Source organism: Tessaracoccus caeni (assembly GCF_029211185.1).
Classification (GTDB): Bacteria; Actinomycetota; Actinomycetes; order Propionibacteriales; family Propionibacteriaceae; genus Arachnia; species Arachnia caeni.
Genome location: NZ_JARGDO010000004.1, coordinates 191,434 through 206,563, shown reverse-complemented (window position 1 = coordinate 206,563; position 15,130 = coordinate 191,434). Strand labels below are relative to the sequence as shown.

Here is a 15,130-nt window from a genome sequence, read left to right as displayed (position 1 = left end):
GAGGTCACACCCGCCAGCTACTACGCAGCGTCTTCTTCGCCAGCCAGTACTTGTCGTCGCCGACGACGAGCAGACCGTTGCCGTCCCAGCGCGTGGGCAGTTCCCGGCTCTCCAGCTGATCCTTGGTCACGGTGACGAGCAGCTGGCGGTCGCGGAGGTCGACGAGGAAGTGCGCCGCATACTTGTCGACGGCGTCGATACCGCGAAGGACATCGGCCGGCATCACCAGTTCGACCAGCCACGCCCACCAGCTGCGACGCACCGTGCGCAGAACCTCGTCGATCGACGCCGCATCGGGGAACCGCGCCTCGACGGCAAGAAGTCGCGCACGTCGTCGGGGCGTGTAGTCGCGCAGGTCGACAGGCTCGATGAGGACCGCTCCGGAGACCGGCGCGTCGCCCGCGAGGAGGTAGTCGACGCTCACCCCGAACAGCGCGGCGAGCGCCTTGAGGTTCTCGATGTCAGGGATGCCAGCGTCGGTCTCCCATTTGGTGATCGCCTGGCGCGACACCATCAGCTTCGTGGCCAGCTGCTGCTGCGTGAGATTGGCCTCCTGGCGGGCTGCCCGGAGCTTGCTTCCCAGCGTCATGATCGTCTCTCTTCCTGTTCGTGGAGTGCGGTGATCATCACGGTAGCCACGACCTTTCCCACAAAGGCCATTCTGGGGCCACACCGGGTGCCACGTACCGTGGCACGCCCGCCACGGTCGCGATCCCCCTTGTCAGAGCCATATGTTCGCGGTGGAGATCACGCCAGAGGAGTTCACTCGCGCGCCCATAGATCACTGCGGCTGCGTGCGTCGGTATGGCGGCGCACGCAGCCGCAGTGGTGCCCTTTCAGCCGCGGATCCGATGGACGCAGCCGTATTGGTTCATCGGCAGCCATACTGTCGGTGGCGGCTGGCAGACTTCCTTGCATGACCGACCCGCTTGCGCGCTTCTCCCCTCCGACGAGGGAGTGGTTCGCCGGTGTGTTCCCTGCGCCCACGGCAGTGCAGGCCGAGGCGTGGCGAGCCATCGCCGACGGGGAGCACGCGCTGGTCGTCGCACCCACCGGATCGGGCAAGACCCTCGCCGCCTTCCTCTGGGCTATCGACGCGCTGGACTCGTCGGTCCCCGACGAGGCATCGCGCCAGAGCGACGTGAGCCCGGGCGAGGCCGGGCTCCGAGTCGTCCCGAAGGGGCGGAAGCCCGTCCGTGGCACCCGGGTGGTCTACGTCTCGCCGCTCAAGGCGCTGGGCGTCGACGTCGAACGCAACCTGCGCGCGCCGCTCACCGGTATCCGGCTGGCCGCCGAGCGGCTGGGCACGCCGCTGGCCGACGTCACCGTCGGAGTACGGTCCGGCGACACGGCCCCGCGCGAACGCGCAGCGCTGCTGCGCCGGCCGCCCGACATCCTGATCACTACGCCGGAGTCGCTGTATCTGATGCTGACCAGCTCCGCACAGGAGACGCTCACGGAAGTCGAGACGGTGATCGTCGACGAGATCCACGCCGTCGCCGGTACCAAACGCGGTAGCCATCTGGCGCTCAGCCTCGAACGACTCGACGCCCTCGTCGGGCGCGACGTCCAGCGCGTCGCGCTGTCGGCAACAGTGCGGCCCATCGAGCGGGTGGCAGCCTTCCTCGGCGGCGACCGGCCCGTCTCCGTGATCGCACCGCCCGCCGACAAGCGCTGGGACGTCACGGTGCGGGTTCCCGTCGAGGACCTCGCCGATCCCGGCCCGCCGCCCGGCACGGAAGCGCCCACCGATCCCCTGCTCGCGGCGGCGGGCACCGACACCCTCACCGCCGACACAGCCAACAGCTCCGGCATCTGGCCGCACGTCGAGCAGCAGGTCTACGAGACGGTGCTGCAGGGCCGCTCCACCCTGATCTTCACCAACGGCCGCCGCACGGCCGAGCGACTGACGGCCCGCCTCAACGAGATGTGGGCCCAGGAGCACGATCCCGACTCGCTGCCGCCCATGCCGCCGCGTCCACCCGCGCAGGTCATGGCCCCGGTCGACACCACCAGGGGCGCTCCGCTGGTCATCGCCCGCGCACACCACGGCTCCGTGAGCAAGGAGCAGCGCGCCCAGGTGGAGGCGGCGCTGAAGTCGGGCGAGCTGCGCTGCGTGGTGGCGACGAGTTCACTGGAGCTGGGCATCGACATGGGCGCGGTTGACCGCGTGATCCAGGTGGCTGCGCCGCCCAGCGTGGCCAGCGCGCTGCAGCGCATCGGTCGGGCGGGACACGTCGTCGGAGCGGTGTCGTCGGGCGACGTCTACCCCCTGCATCGCGGCGACCTCGCGGCCGCCGCCGTCACCACCGAGCGCATGCTGACCGGGCAGATCGAGGAGCTGCGTATCCCGCGCGCCCCGCTGGACGTGCTGGCCCAGCAGACGGTGGCCGCGGCGGCGGGAGCCGGCGACGCAGGCCTCGACGTCGACGAGTGGTTCGCGGCCGTGCGCCGCTCCCAGCCCTATACCTCCCTCGACCGCGCCCTGCTCGACTCCGTTGTCGAGCTGCTGACCGGCGCCTACCCGTCGGCCGACTTCGGCAACCTCCGCGCCCGCCTCGTCCTCGAGGGCAACCGGCTGTACCCACGCCCGGGCGCGCTCCGGCTGGCGGCCACCTCGGGCGGCACCATCCCGGATCGCGGCCTCTTCGGCGTCTTCCTCGCCGGCGACGAGCAGGGCGCGCGCAGGGTCGGCGAGCTGGACGAGGAGATGGTCTACGAGTCGAGGATCGGCGACGTGTTCACGCTGGGCGCGTCGTCGTGGCGGATCGAGGAGATCACGCGCGACCAGGTGCGCGTGACGCCGGCACCCGGCAACACCGGGCGACTGCCCTTCTGGCACGGCGACGACGAGGGGCGTCCGGCCGAGCTCGGCCGGCAGATCGGCAGGCTCCAGCGCGAAGCCGCCCGCGCGCCCGAGCGCCTCGACAAGCCCTATCTCGACGCATACACCCGCGACAACCTTGCCCGCTATCTCGCCGAGCAGCGCACCGCCACTGGGCTGGTGCCCGACGAGGCCACCATCGTGGTCGAGCGCTTCCGCGACGAGCTGGGCGATTGGCGGATCGTCATCCACTCCCCGCTCGGACGCCGGGTGCTGGCCGCATGGGCGCTGGTGATCGGCGAGGCGCTGTCCCGGGAGACCGGCCTGGACGCCCAGCCCGTGGCCGGCGACGACGGCATCGTGCTGCGCCTTCCCGACTCCGAGGCCACGGAGCACCTGCTGGAACTGCTCGTTCCCGAGCCCGACGAGGTGATGCAGATCGTCACCGAGCAGGTGGGCGGCACCGCGCTGTTCGCGGGCCGATTCCGCGAGTGCGCCTCGCGGGCACTCCTCCTCCCCCGGCCCAATCCCGGCAAGCGGGCGCCGCTCTGGCAGCAGCGTCAGCGGGCGGCGCAGTTGCTGGAGGTGGCGCGCGACCATCCGCGCTTCCCCATCGTGCTGGAGACGGTGCGCGAGGTCACCCAGGACGTCTACGACGTGCCCGGCCTCGTCGAGCTGGCCCGGGGGCTGCGCTCCGGGGGCGTGCGCCTGGTCGAGGTGATCACCGAGCAGCCCAGCCCGTTCGCGGCCACGCTCCTGTTCCGCTATCCCGGCGAGTTCATGTACAGCGGCGACACCCCGCTCGCCGAGCGTCGCGCCGCTCTGCTCTCGCTCGACCCCGAACTGCTGGCAGCCGCGCTCGGCACCCTCGACCTGCGCGAGCTTCTCGACCCGGACGTGGTCGACGAGGTGGTGGCGGAGCTGCAGCACACCGCGCCCGAACGACGCGCCAGAAACGCGGAAGCGCTGGCCGATCTGCCGCGCCTCCTCGGCCCCGTTCCGCTCGACGCCCTGCCCGCTCGCACCGCAGAGATCGACATCGACGCGGCCATCACCTCCCTGGGCGCACGGGTGGCAGTCGTGCAGCTCGCTGGGGCACCCCACCTGGCTGCCTCCGCCGACCTCGGCATCCTTCGCGACGCGCTCGGCATCCCGGTGCCGCCTGGCCATTCGGCAGCACTCGCCACGGAGGGCCGCGACCCGCTCACCCAGCTGATCGCACGCTTCGCCCGCACCCACGGCCCGTTCACCGCCGCCGACGTGGCCGAGGCCTTCGGGCTGGGTGTGGCCACCGTCGGGCTCGTGCTGGAGCGCGAGGTGGCGGCGCGCCGGCTCACGGCCGGACGCTTCACCCCGGGCAACACCGAGCAGGAGTTCGTCGATCCCGAGGTGCTGCGACGCCTCCGTTCGCGCTCGCTGGCCCGGGCGCGAGCCCAGCTGCAGCCGGCGTCGGCGACGGGGTATGCCCGCTTCCTCGCCGACGCGCACCAAGTGGCCGACCGGCCGGAGTCCAGCCCCGACGAGGTGCTGCTCGCCCTCCAGGGCCTGGCCGGCGCGGCGCTGCCGGCGTCGGCGTGGGAGACCCACATCCTTCCCGCGCGGCTCCGGCACTACTCGCCCGCGCACCTCGACGCACTGCTGGCCGAGGGCGAGACGGTCATCCGGGTGCGGGGTTCGGCTGGACCCAACGATCCCCTTGTGGCGATCGTTCCCGCCGACGACATCGATCTGATCCCACCACTCACCGAGCCGCCCAGCGAGCGCTCCCTCGACGTGGCCGCCGCCCTGGCCGACGGCGACGGCACCTACGCATCGTGGCTCGCCACCCGGGCCGATCCGGCACCCAGCGGGGAGCAGCCGGCCGCCGTCGAGGAGTGGTGGCGCGCCGCCGAAGAATCCACGATCGCTCCCAGCTCGATGGCCCCGATCCGGGCCCGGGTGGGCGGCGCCACGCGGGGCGCGCACAAGGCCGCCCGCCCATCGCCCCGCCGCCGGGCACGACTGCCCAGGCTAGGCCGCGCCCAACTCTCCGCCGGGGCCCCGCCTACCGCCGGCGGGCGCTGGTATCGCGTCCGCGACCCACAGCCCACCCCCGCCGACGCCGCCCTCGCGCTGGCCTCGTCGTGGCTCGCGCGCTTCGGCGTGATCACCCGTGGCGGCGTCACCACCGACGGCGTGCCCGGCGGGTTCGCCGCCGCTTACCGGCTGCTGGCCCAGTTGGAGTCGGCGGGCAAGGTGGTGCGCGGCTACCTTGTCGAAGGCCTGGGCGGCGCCCAATTCAGCACCCAGGAGGCGGTGGGCCGGCTGCGCGAGTTCGCCGATTCCCCCGACCAAACCGACTGGCCGTCGGGCGCCGCCCACCCCGCGCCCGTGGTACTGGCCGCGCTCGATCCCGCCAACCCCTACGGCAGCGTGCTGCCCTGGCCGACGCACCCCACGGCACGCCCGTCGCGCTCGGCCGGGGCCCTCGTCGTCCTCGCCGACGGGGTCTGCCTGGCTCATCTCACCCGTGGTGGCCGCGTCCTCACCCTCTTCGGAGAACAGCACGACGGCGGCCGGGAGGATCGCGCCGCCCTGGTGACTCGCGCGTTGAAGGAGGCCGTCGCCGAGGGCCGCATGTCGCGGCTGCGGATCGAGGAGATCGACGGCGCACGTCCCGGCACCAGCGGCCTCGAAGCGGCCATGCTCGCTGCGGGCGCCCGAATCACACCCAAGGGGATCTCGATCGAGGCGTCCCGTGCCTGAGGGCGACTCGGTCTGGCGCCTGTCCCAGCGGCTGCAATCGCTGGAGGGCCGCACCGTCGAGAGTTCCCAGTTCCGCGTCCCGCAGCTGGCCACCGCCAGCCTCGACGGCGGCACCATCACGCGCGTGTGGCCGCACGGCAAGCACCTGTTCTGGCAGATCGACGACGCCAACAGCTCCCGCATTCTGCACACGCACCTGCGCATGGAGGGCACCTGGCGGGTTCACCCGGTGGGCACCCGCTGGTCGCTGCCCGCGCACACCGCGCGCATCGTGGTGCGCGTCTCTGGCGACGTCGAGCTGGTCGGCCACGATCTCGGCCTCGTCGAGCTATGGCCGACCAAAGACTTCGAACAGCACGTGGGCTACCTCGGCCCCGATCTCCTGGCCGAGGACTGGCACACCCCCGGCCGCTGGCTTCCCACCGGCCGTGACGAGGCCGTCCGCCGCGTCACCGCCGATCCCCGCTCCATCGGCGAGGCGCTGCTCGATCAACGCAACCTGGCCGGCATCGGCAACGAGTATCGCGCCGAGGTGTGCTTCCTCCGCGGCATCCACCCGGCCACCCCTGTCACGCAGACCGACGTGCCCACCATCGTCGACCTCGCCGCCAAGCTCATGCGCGGCAACCTCACCAGCCCCGTGCGCACCTTCACCGGCGATCATCGAAAAGGCCAGACCACGTTCGTCTTCGGCCGCAAGCACCAGCCCTGCCGTCGCTGCGGCGCCACCATCCAGGCTGACACCCTTGGCGGCGCAACCAGCGCCACCGCCCCGGGCGCCGGCCAAGAGCGAATGATCTGGTGGTGCCCCACTTGCCAGGGAGAGCCCGTAATAGGAGAAGAAGCTAGGTTTGCGTCAAGGAGTTCACCGACGGAAAAAGTACGTGAACAGGGGCAGCCCCCATGGAGGATGTCGCCAAGCTCGTAGAGCAGCCGGGAAGGCTGTCTCGAACGTCGTCCCCGGCTACGACCACGTGTCGCTGATGATCCGCACACATCTCCGTAGCATCATCGAAAGGCCGGGATACGAGGTCAACCTGAACACCCGCGACCTCCGCACCCGCCTGATCATCCGGGAACTGCCAGAGTTGCCGGCCCCCGACGCAACCGAGCTCGCCGCCTCCACGGTCGCCAAGACCATAAATGTCAACAGCGCGTGCTGTTTCTGATGATAGCCGAGCAGACAAACACCGACCGCGAGGACCGAGAAAAAGAGAGTTACACACGGGTCGGTCTCACATCGTGGCATCACTGTTCAGTCGTAGAACCACACACGTGTACTGTTCCTCAGAACACCTAGGAGAGGCAACGAAGCGGATGAAAAATCGGCTCTGGCGACGTTGGGTTAGCGCGGGAATCGCGAGCACCCTATTAATATCCCTAACCCCGCAAGTGGCGAACGCCGACCCTGAGGAGACATCCCCGGAATCGATCGAGGCGCTCGTGGGCGATGTAATCGCAACGGGTACGGCTATTGATCTCAACGAGACCGTTGATGGCGTCACGGTGCCCTCCGATTCAGGCGCAGTGCTTGACATGCCAACCCCGGGCGATTCCGAATCAATTGGCATTGGCCTACCTGGGCGAGACGTGACGGCTTCACTGACAGACGAGGGTGCTGCGGTTTACGAGGATATCGCACCGGACACCTCGTTGGTAGTCGCACTGGTGGAGATTTCCGAGCCTGAAATCGAGAGCGCCGTGCAGACCTTGATCACCATCGAGTCTGCCGCCGCGCCGAGCGAATACGTCTTTCCGCTGGATTTACCTGAGGGCGCTCAGATTGACTTGCTTCCAGACGGATCCGCAGTTGTGCTCAATGCTGACCAGTTGGTGCTGAGCGTGATTGCTGCGCCATGGGCGGTCGATGCCACCGGGACAGACGTCCCCACACGCTTCGTGCTAGACGGCGACAAACTCATTCAGGAAGTCGACCATTGGGGGGCAACTTACCCAGTCGTTGCCGACCCGTTCTGGTTCGTGCCCGTCATCGTAGTTGGCGCTCGCGCAATCCTTCCGATAGTAGTCAGAGCAACAACGAAGAAGGCCGCAGAGAAACTCGTTCAGCACGAACTGAAAAAGCAAGTCTTGTCGGTGGGCGGAAAGGTACAGTCACAGGGCGCCATCACGCAAGTCAGCCACAAACTCGCAGATGGTGTGACGAAAATCAAGCCGGGCAGCAATCCCTCGAAGAACGGGTTTGACTCCTTCGACAAGTTCAAGAAAGCACAGGGAACCCCAAAAAAGGATCACGAATGGCATCACATCGTTGAGCAAAAGCATGTGGGCAAGGTTGTGGCGAAAAACAAGGGCAATTTCGGCAAGCAGTACATTCACAATCCCAACAATCTTGTCCGCCTACACAAAGATATCCACAGGAAATGCGTGAATTCCATCATGGGGCGGAAGAGCACTGTTATCCCCGATCTGAGACCCAGCCCAGGAAAGACCCTGCGAGAGACGATCGACGGATACGGTGATTTTGCGGAGATGCACAGGGCCGGGATCAAGGTGCTCGAGAGGTGCGGGGTGGAGTTGTGATGATGGAGCTTGTGAAGAGGATCCTAGCGGCGCATGAGGAGATCGCGACGCGATCCCTTCTGATGAGTGTGCGGCGCGCGAACAAGCTCGTCGACGACTCGGAGGCGCTCGTTAAGGAAGCGATGCGCGATCCACAAGCCCTGGGCGAGTTGCTACAGGTACTCGACACCACCAAGGACGTCGACCTGAAAGACTGGCTAAGGCCACGAGTACTGCCGGAAACCAGCCCACGGCTTACAGACGCTGATGAGTTCCGGGCGCATCCATTGGTGGCTCTCACTGCCAAAGAGATGCCAATCCGCCCCAGCCTCGCGCTAGTGGAGGTGAAAGGCTCGATCAAGGACCGCGCCCTGTTCGACGAAGAAGAGCCTGACGATCTCAGCTGGTTCACCGGGCGTCCGGCCGCCGAGGACGACCAGGAATGGCCCACCGCAGATGACGGTTTCCCTCACGCCCACATTATCCAGATCGACCTCGGATTCCTATGGCCACCTTCCGAAGTAACGTCCACGATGCTCGAAGAGCTTGACCTGCGCGATGGCGGGGTTCTGCAGCTGCTTCACACCCTGGGCTTTCCCAAGAGTGGCGTCCTGCAGGTGTTCCATGATCTGGAGACCAGCGGCTGGGACACCGCCGAGAAGCCGGGGTGGTGCGTGCGGTGGGTCCAGAACCCCACTCGACTACTACAACGGCCCCCGATGGACCAGGGCAGCTACCGCAAGCCCCGAGCCATGAAGGTAACCCCGGCAAAGTCCGTTCCGTCGGCGATCCTATTCAGCGGCGATGCAGACGCATGGGAACGCTACGAGCGGGCGGCGATCCACATCGAGGACACGCTGCGTTCCCCGTTCAACCAAGGCAAGATCAAGACCGACCGACGACCCACCGTCTGGGAGTCCCACCACCAACCAGAGTTCCCAACATCACGGATCGGCGGGTTCGGGCATCATCCTTGGAACGAGGAACTGGAAGAAGTACTCACCGCCGCTCTACCGCTGACCTCGGCCGATGATGAGTACTTCTTGCTCTTCGACATCGCAGGGGTTAGGCATTTGGAGGACTGGTTCGGCGACTGCGGTCATCTGCAGGTCTGGATCCGCCACTCCGACCTCGCGGCGCATCACTTCGACCGGGTGTGGTGTGTCATCCGAACCGACTGAAACCCACCTCGCTGCCTGCTATGCCACCGACTTTGGTCGCGTAGCAGGCAGCCAGGCAAGCACCGGGCACATCGGCACACCACGGAGGCTGCAAGATCCGCCCCCGAAGTCAACTCTGATTAGGGCATCCTCAGTTCATTTGAAGGATTCAAAATAAGGGCTAAGGTGGCTGTCATGACCGTCTCCCACACCCCCTCCCGAGAGGACTGCGCCGCTCTCCTGCAGGGTCGCGGCCTCCGGGTGACGGCGGGACGAGTGGCGACGATCTCCTACCTGAGCACCCACCCGCACGGCTCGGCGTCGGAGGTGCATTCCGCACTGGCCACGGAGCTTCCGTCGTTAACGCTGCAATCAGTGCACAACATCGTCCAAGACCTGAGCGAGTGCGGCATCCTCAGCCGCGTCGATCTGCACGACTCCGCCAGCGCGCGCTACGAGGTGGCGCGCAGGGACAATCATCACCACATCCAGTGCGTGGTCTGCCGTCGGATCGAGGACGTCGATTGCGCGGAGGGCTTGGCCCCCTGCCTCACGCCCAGTAACGCTCACGGCATGCGCATCCTGGAGGCGTCGGTCACCTTCCGCGGCATCTGCCAGAGCTGCGACGCGACGGCCACCACCGAGTAACCACACGCACCCCGGCGCTGCCCGCGCCGGCGCGAGCGTGCCCACATTCCTCTCCATAACACCAACCTGAAAGGGAGACACCGGCTTTGTTTGAGAAGAGCAAGTGCCCGATCAACCACACCGCCATGACGGGGACCACCGCGGCCCCCACGGCGACGGCCACCCGCAATATCGACTGGTGGCCCGAGCGGCTCAACCTGAAGGTGCTGGCCAAGAACCCCGACGTGGCCAACCCGATGGGCAGCGACTTCGACTACCGCGAGGCCTTCCAGAGCCTCAACCTGGATGCGGTCAAGCGCGACATCGCGGCGGTGCTCACCGAGTCGCAGCCGTGGTGGCCTGCCGACTTCGGCAACTACGGCCCGCTGATGATCCGGATGGCCTGGCACAGCGCCGGCACCTACCGCGTCTTCGACGGTCGCGGTGGCGGCGGCACCGGCCAGCAGCGCTTCGCTCCCCTGAGTAGCTGGCCCGACAACGTCGGCCTCGACAAGGCCCGTCGCCTGCTGTGGCCGGTGAAGAAGACCTACGGCAAGGCGCTCAGCTGGGGTGACCTGATGATCCTCGCCGGCAACGTGGCGCACGAGCAGATGGGCATGCCCACCTTCGGCTTCGCGGGTGGCCGTGCGGATGTGTGGGAGCCGGACGACGACGTGTACTGGGGCTCCGAGAAGACCTGGCTGGGCGACGAGGACCGCCTGCCCGACGGCAAGGAGCTGGTCAAGCCGCTGGGCGCCACCATGATGGGCCTGATCTACGTCAACCCCGAAGGCCCCGCCGGCAACCCCGACCCGATCGCCGCAGCGCATCAGATCCGCGAGACCTTCGCCCGCATGGCGATGAACGACGAGGAGACCGTCGCACTGATCGCCGGCGGCCACACCTTCGGCAAGACCCACGGCGCCGCGCCCGATGACGGCCACGTGGGCGCCGATCCCGAGGCTGCGCCGATGGAGCAGATGGGTCTGGGCTGGAAGTCGGGGCACGGCACCGGCCATGGCAACGACACCATCGGCTCGGGCCTGGAGGTCACCTGGACCTACCACCCCACCCGCTGGGACAACGAGTTCTTCCACATCCTGTTCGCCTACGAATGGGAGTGCGTCACGGGCGAGGGCGGCCACTTCCACTGGCGACCGACGGACGGCGGCGGCTCCGACATGGTGCCGATGGCCCACGACGGCACGCGTCGCGAGCCCCGGATGCTGACCACCGACCTGTCACTGCGCGAGGATCCGATCTACCGCGAGATCTCGCTGCGCTTCCGCGAGGACCACGCGGCCTTCACCGAGGCCTACCGTCGCGCCTGGTTCAAGCTGACCCACCGCGACCTAGGCCCCAAGTCGCGCTACCTCGGCCCCGAGGTGCCCGCCGAGGATCTGCTGTGGCAGGATCCCATCCCCGCCCGCACCTATGAGCTGATCGACGAGGCCGACGTGGCCCAGCTGGAGCACAAGATCGCCGAGTCGGGCCTCGGCGTCGGCGAGCTGGTGTCGACGGCATGGGCGGCGGCCTCGTCGTTCCGTGGCTCCGACAAGCGGGGCGGCGCCAACGGCGGCCGTATCCGTCTGGAGCCGCAGCGCAGCTGGGAGGTGAACCGTCCGGCGCAGCTGGCCGGCGTGCTGGAGACCCTGGAGCGCATCCAGGCCGAGTTCAACGCCACCGCGTCGAACGGAAAGCAGGTCTCGATCGCCGACCTGGTGATCATCGCCGGCAACGTCGGCGTGACGCAGGCGGCCCGCGCCGCCGGTCGCGAGGTGCGGATTCCGTTCACCCCGGGCCGCACCGACGCCACGCAGGAACAGACCGACGTCGAGTCGTTCGAGTACCTGAACCCGCCGGCCGACGGCTTCCGCAACTACGAGTCGGAGCGCGCGCTGGGGCTGCCGGCCGAACATCTGCTGGTCGACCGCGCCAACCTGCTTAACCTGTCGGCACCGGAGATGACGGTGCTCGTCGGCGGCCTGCGCGTGCTGGGCACCAACTGGGACGGCTCCACCCACGGCGTGCTCACCGAGCGTCCGGGCGTGCTGAGCAACGACTTCTTCGTCAACCTGCTGGATCTGAACACCCAGTGGCGCTCGATCGACGCGGACTCGCGTCTATTCGAGGGCTTCGACGAGGCCACCGGCGCCATCAAGTGGACAGGAACCCGCGCCGATCTGGTTTTCGGCTCCAACTCGGAGCTGCGCGCCTTGGCCGAGGTCTACGCCAGCGACGACGCCGCAAGTAAGTTCGTCGACGACTTCGTCGCGGCCTGGGCCAAGGTCGCCGACCTCGACCGCTTCGACGTGTAGTCAACGCTCTTTGAGGTGAGAGGCCGTTCACGGCCGAGCCTCGACAATCAAGAGGGCGCGAAGCACCACAATCACGCTCTTTGAGGCGCGAGGCCGTTCGCGGCCGAGCCTCGACAATCAAGAGGGCGCGAAGCACCACAATCACGCTCTTTGAGGCGCGAGGCCGTTCGCGGCCGAGCCTCGAAAAGAGCCACCGCGCCCTGACGACGAGACCCAGCCACGCAGCTTCCGTGGCTGGGTCTGTTATTCGGGCGCCAGCCGGGTCTTTTCGAGGCTCCGCTGCGCTCCGCACCTCAAAGAGCGTGATTGTGGTGCTTCGCCGCTACGGATTGTCGAGGCTCCGCTGCGCTCCGCACCCCAAAGAGCGTCATCAGTGCTCCGCGCTGGCCTTGATTGTCGAGGCTCCGCTGCGCCCCGCACCTCAAAGACCGTGGTCAGTGGAAGCCGAACTCCGCGAGCCGGGCCATCAGTCTCGGCCGCGACGTCACGTCGACCCGGCGCATCAGGTCTGCCACGTAGCGCTTCACCGTCACCTCGGACACTCCAACCTCCTCCGCCAGCTCGGCGTAGGAGGCTCCCGACATCACCAACGGGATCAGCCTCAGCTGCTGTTCGCTGAACTCCGGTGCCGGCTGGACCGGATGTCGACGCGGGGCACCGTGGTAGTGGGCGCGTACCTCTGGCGAGGTGAGGTGATAGCCGAAGTGGACGCTGTGGATGGCGGCAATAAGCCTCTCGGGCCGGTCGTCCTTGAACACGAAACCCGAGGCCCCGGAGCCCTCAACCTGCTCCTCGGTGACGGTGATCGCGGCGGTCATCAGCAGCACGCGAGGGGCTGGCACACGCCTGGTCAGGGATACGGCCGTCGCGATGCCGGACATACCGCCTGGCATGTTCACGTCGATCAGCCACACGTCGACGGGCTCGTCGTAGGCCAGCACGGCGGCGCCGCTCGCCTTCACCGTGACGACTTCCAACGACGCCGAGCGGTTGAGCACCGTCGTCAGCTCGCGCCGCACCAACGGCTCGTCGTCGCAGAGCCCGACGCGGATCACCGCACCGGGATCGGGAACCTGGCTTCGCATATCCAGGAGTCTCCCACACCTCTCGAATCCACCTCACCCCTGGCCAGGCGGGCGCGCATCTGCATGCCGCGAATGCCCAGCCCTTCGGTTCGCGGCGCCGACGAGGCTTTGAACGGATTGATCACCGAGATCTCCAGTTCCCCGTCGTTCTCATCCACCGCGACGACGCAGCGCGAGCCCACCACCCCATGCCGGAGCACGTTGTTGAGCGCCTCGCGCACCACCGCCCCCGCAGCCAGGCTGAGATCCTCTGGCAGTTCCGCAGCACCGTCCATCGTCGCGCCCACCTCGAAGCCACGACGCCGCAGCTCAGCCACGCCCGTCGCGATCGCGTCGCGCAGGGTGATGCCTGGCAGCGGGTCGGTGTTGCCCGTGTGCAGCAGGGTGGTCACGTCGCGAATCATGCCGTTGGCCGCTCGCGCTCGTTCCGCCAGCTCCTCCGCCTCCCCCGGCGCGATGCCCGCCCCACCGGACGCGGTCTCCAGGCTCAGCGCCAGCTGCGCGAGGCTCTGGCTCACCGTGTCGTGAAGATCGACGGCCAACCGCTGCGCCCGCTCCTGCTGCAGCGCCCGCTCCCGCGCCACCGCCCCGCGCTCGATCGCCCGCATGCCCAGCCCGACGATCCACAGCACACCAAACCAGAACACCCAGAACAGCGCATCCCAAAGGCCTTCGACAAGCCCAGTGCCGGTCGACCGTGCCTGCATGAGGTACCACTGGACGGGACCGGTGAGAAACATATAGACCAAGGCGAGGGCCAGGTTCCCGCGTCTCACACCTGTCAACACTGGCAGGCCCAGCAGAAAGTTCCACGCCCCCTGTCCCAACGGGTCGACGATCGCGCTGATGACGGTCGCGGCAACCCCGAGAGCGACTCCTAGGCGATATCGCCAGCTCGCCACCACGACCACGATCGCTGCGAACAGATCCACCCAAAGCACCCAGGTGGCCTGACGCCCTGTAACCACAGCGCTAAGCGAGACCATGAGGAACAGGATCGAGACGGCCGACTCAAGCCCTTCCTGGATAAACCAACGCCGCCAGCCCACGGGGCAACACTAACCTGCCTCGCCGATCACGCGCGACAAGTTGGCCCCCAATCGGCAACACAAGGTCGCCGCAGCAGCTAGCTCCACAAGTCGCGCACCAAGCAGGTGATTCGATCGGATCACTTCTGACACTTTCGTATCGTTCTACCCGCACCGCGCACTCATAGGCATCCAGAAAGCCCATCCTTATATCCATGAGAGTATTCGCCGCCGCGATGACGCTGGCCCTCATCGGATTCTCGCCAGCTATCGATCAACAACCAGAAGCAAATGCCATACCGATCGCCCAGTCCCCCGGATTCTGCGACTGGTGGCAGTTCCCTTGGTGCCCTTAGGACAATTCAAACCCACCAAACAACCGAAAGAAAACAAAATGAAGATGGACAAGAGGATCGTCGCAGCAACTGCGGCGGCCATCACACTCACCGCACTCATGCCCGCCACTACCTCCCAGGCCGTCACAAACAAGGAGTGGGGCAGTGGAGGGAAGGTCGTCGCCAGGCTTCACGAGAGCAAGAACTTCAAGGGTGCGATCTTGACCGTGTACGGGACCAGCCAGTGCTCCTCCTCGACCTCGGATAACGAAATCATCCAACCGAGGCTCTCCAACCAGGAGTGGAACGACGTTATCAGCAGCGTTCGCGACTACGAAAGCTGCGACGTCAACCTCTACGAGCACCGTGACTACAATACCAACGACCCTGGAGCCTCGACGGGCTTTGTGCACTACGGCAGCACCGGCGCAAACCTGGGCGCGTTGAACGACAAGGCCAGCTCGTTCAAGATCTCCTGAGGCGTGCTG

The 15,130-nt window shown here is 67.3% G+C and carries 11 protein-coding genes; 8 read left to right on the top strand and 3 right to left on the bottom strand.

The window, feature by feature from the left end; translation table 11 throughout:
* Positions 1–4 precede the first annotated feature (4 nt).
* A complete protein-coding gene (locus P0D62_RS05505; RefSeq protein WP_275701625.1) occupies positions 5–589 on the bottom strand; it encodes a helix-turn-helix domain-containing protein in 585 nt (194 codons plus the stop codon).
* Positions 590–916: 327 nt separating this feature from the next.
* On the opposite strand from P0D62_RS05505, the gene P0D62_RS05500 reads away from it, so the two are divergent.
* The 7 genes from P0D62_RS05500 (at position 917) to katG (ending at position 12,194) form a co-directional block, all read left to right on the top strand.
* Positions 917–5,569, top strand: coding sequence for an ATP-dependent helicase (locus P0D62_RS05500; protein WP_275701624.1), 4,653 nt, complete (start codon positions 917–919; stop codon positions 5,567–5,569).
* On the top strand, positions 5,562–6,497 hold the full coding sequence (locus P0D62_RS05495; RefSeq protein ID WP_275701623.1) for a DNA-formamidopyrimidine glycosylase family protein: 936 nt from the start codon (positions 5,562–5,564) through the stop codon (positions 6,495–6,497). The genes P0D62_RS05500 and P0D62_RS05495 overlap by 8 nt, the downstream gene beginning before the upstream one ends.
* A gap of 55 nt (positions 6,498–6,552) precedes the next feature.
* On the top strand, positions 6,553–6,738 hold the full coding sequence (locus tag P0D62_RS05490) for a hypothetical protein (protein WP_275701622.1): 186 nt from the start codon (positions 6,553–6,555) through the stop codon (positions 6,736–6,738).
* A gap of 223 nt (positions 6,739–6,961) precedes the next feature.
* Positions 6,962–8,110 (top strand): hypothetical protein, encoded by a 1,149-nt coding sequence (locus P0D62_RS05485; RefSeq protein WP_275701621.1) that lies wholly within the window; start codon positions 6,962–6,964, stop codon positions 8,108–8,110.
* A complete protein-coding gene (locus P0D62_RS05480; protein WP_275701620.1) occupies positions 8,110–9,270 on the top strand; it encodes a DUF1963 domain-containing protein in 1,161 nt (386 codons plus the stop codon). The genes P0D62_RS05485 and P0D62_RS05480 overlap by 1 nt, the downstream gene beginning before the upstream one ends.
* Positions 9,271–9,444: 174 nt before the next feature.
* Positions 9,445–9,897, top strand: a complete 453-nt coding sequence (locus P0D62_RS05475) for a Fur family transcriptional regulator (RefSeq protein WP_275701619.1) — start codon at positions 9,445–9,447, stop codon at positions 9,895–9,897.
* Positions 9,898–10,007: 110 nt separating this feature from the next.
* The gene (gene katG, locus P0D62_RS05470; RefSeq protein ID WP_275701671.1) at positions 10,008–12,194 is read left to right on the top strand and encodes a catalase/peroxidase HPI; all 2,187 of its coding nucleotides are present in this window, start codon (positions 10,008–10,010) and stop codon (positions 12,192–12,194) included.
* 434 nt (positions 12,195–12,628) lie between these two features.
* Here the strand turns inward: katG and P0D62_RS05465 are convergent, their stop codons facing one another.
* Together P0D62_RS05465 and P0D62_RS05460 are read right to left on the bottom strand one after the other, a co-directional pair.
* Positions 12,629–13,279 carry a response regulator transcription factor gene (locus P0D62_RS05465; protein ID WP_275701618.1) on the bottom strand — a complete coding sequence of 217 codons (651 nt, stop codon included), beginning with the start codon at positions 13,277–13,279 and terminating at the stop codon, positions 12,629–12,631.
* Positions 13,246–14,211 carry a sensor histidine kinase gene (locus tag P0D62_RS05460; protein WP_275701617.1) on the bottom strand — a complete coding sequence of 322 codons (966 nt, stop codon included), beginning with the start codon at positions 14,209–14,211 and terminating at the stop codon, positions 13,246–13,248. Before P0D62_RS05460 ends, P0D62_RS05465 begins: the two co-directional genes overlap by 34 nt.
* Before the next feature lie 490 nt (positions 14,212–14,701).
* Between P0D62_RS05460 and P0D62_RS05455 the strand changes: the two genes are divergently transcribed.
* On the top strand, positions 14,702–15,121 hold the full coding sequence (locus tag P0D62_RS05455) for a hypothetical protein (protein WP_275701616.1): 420 nt from the start codon (positions 14,702–14,704) through the stop codon (positions 15,119–15,121).
* Positions 15,122–15,130: the final 9 nt, after the last annotated feature.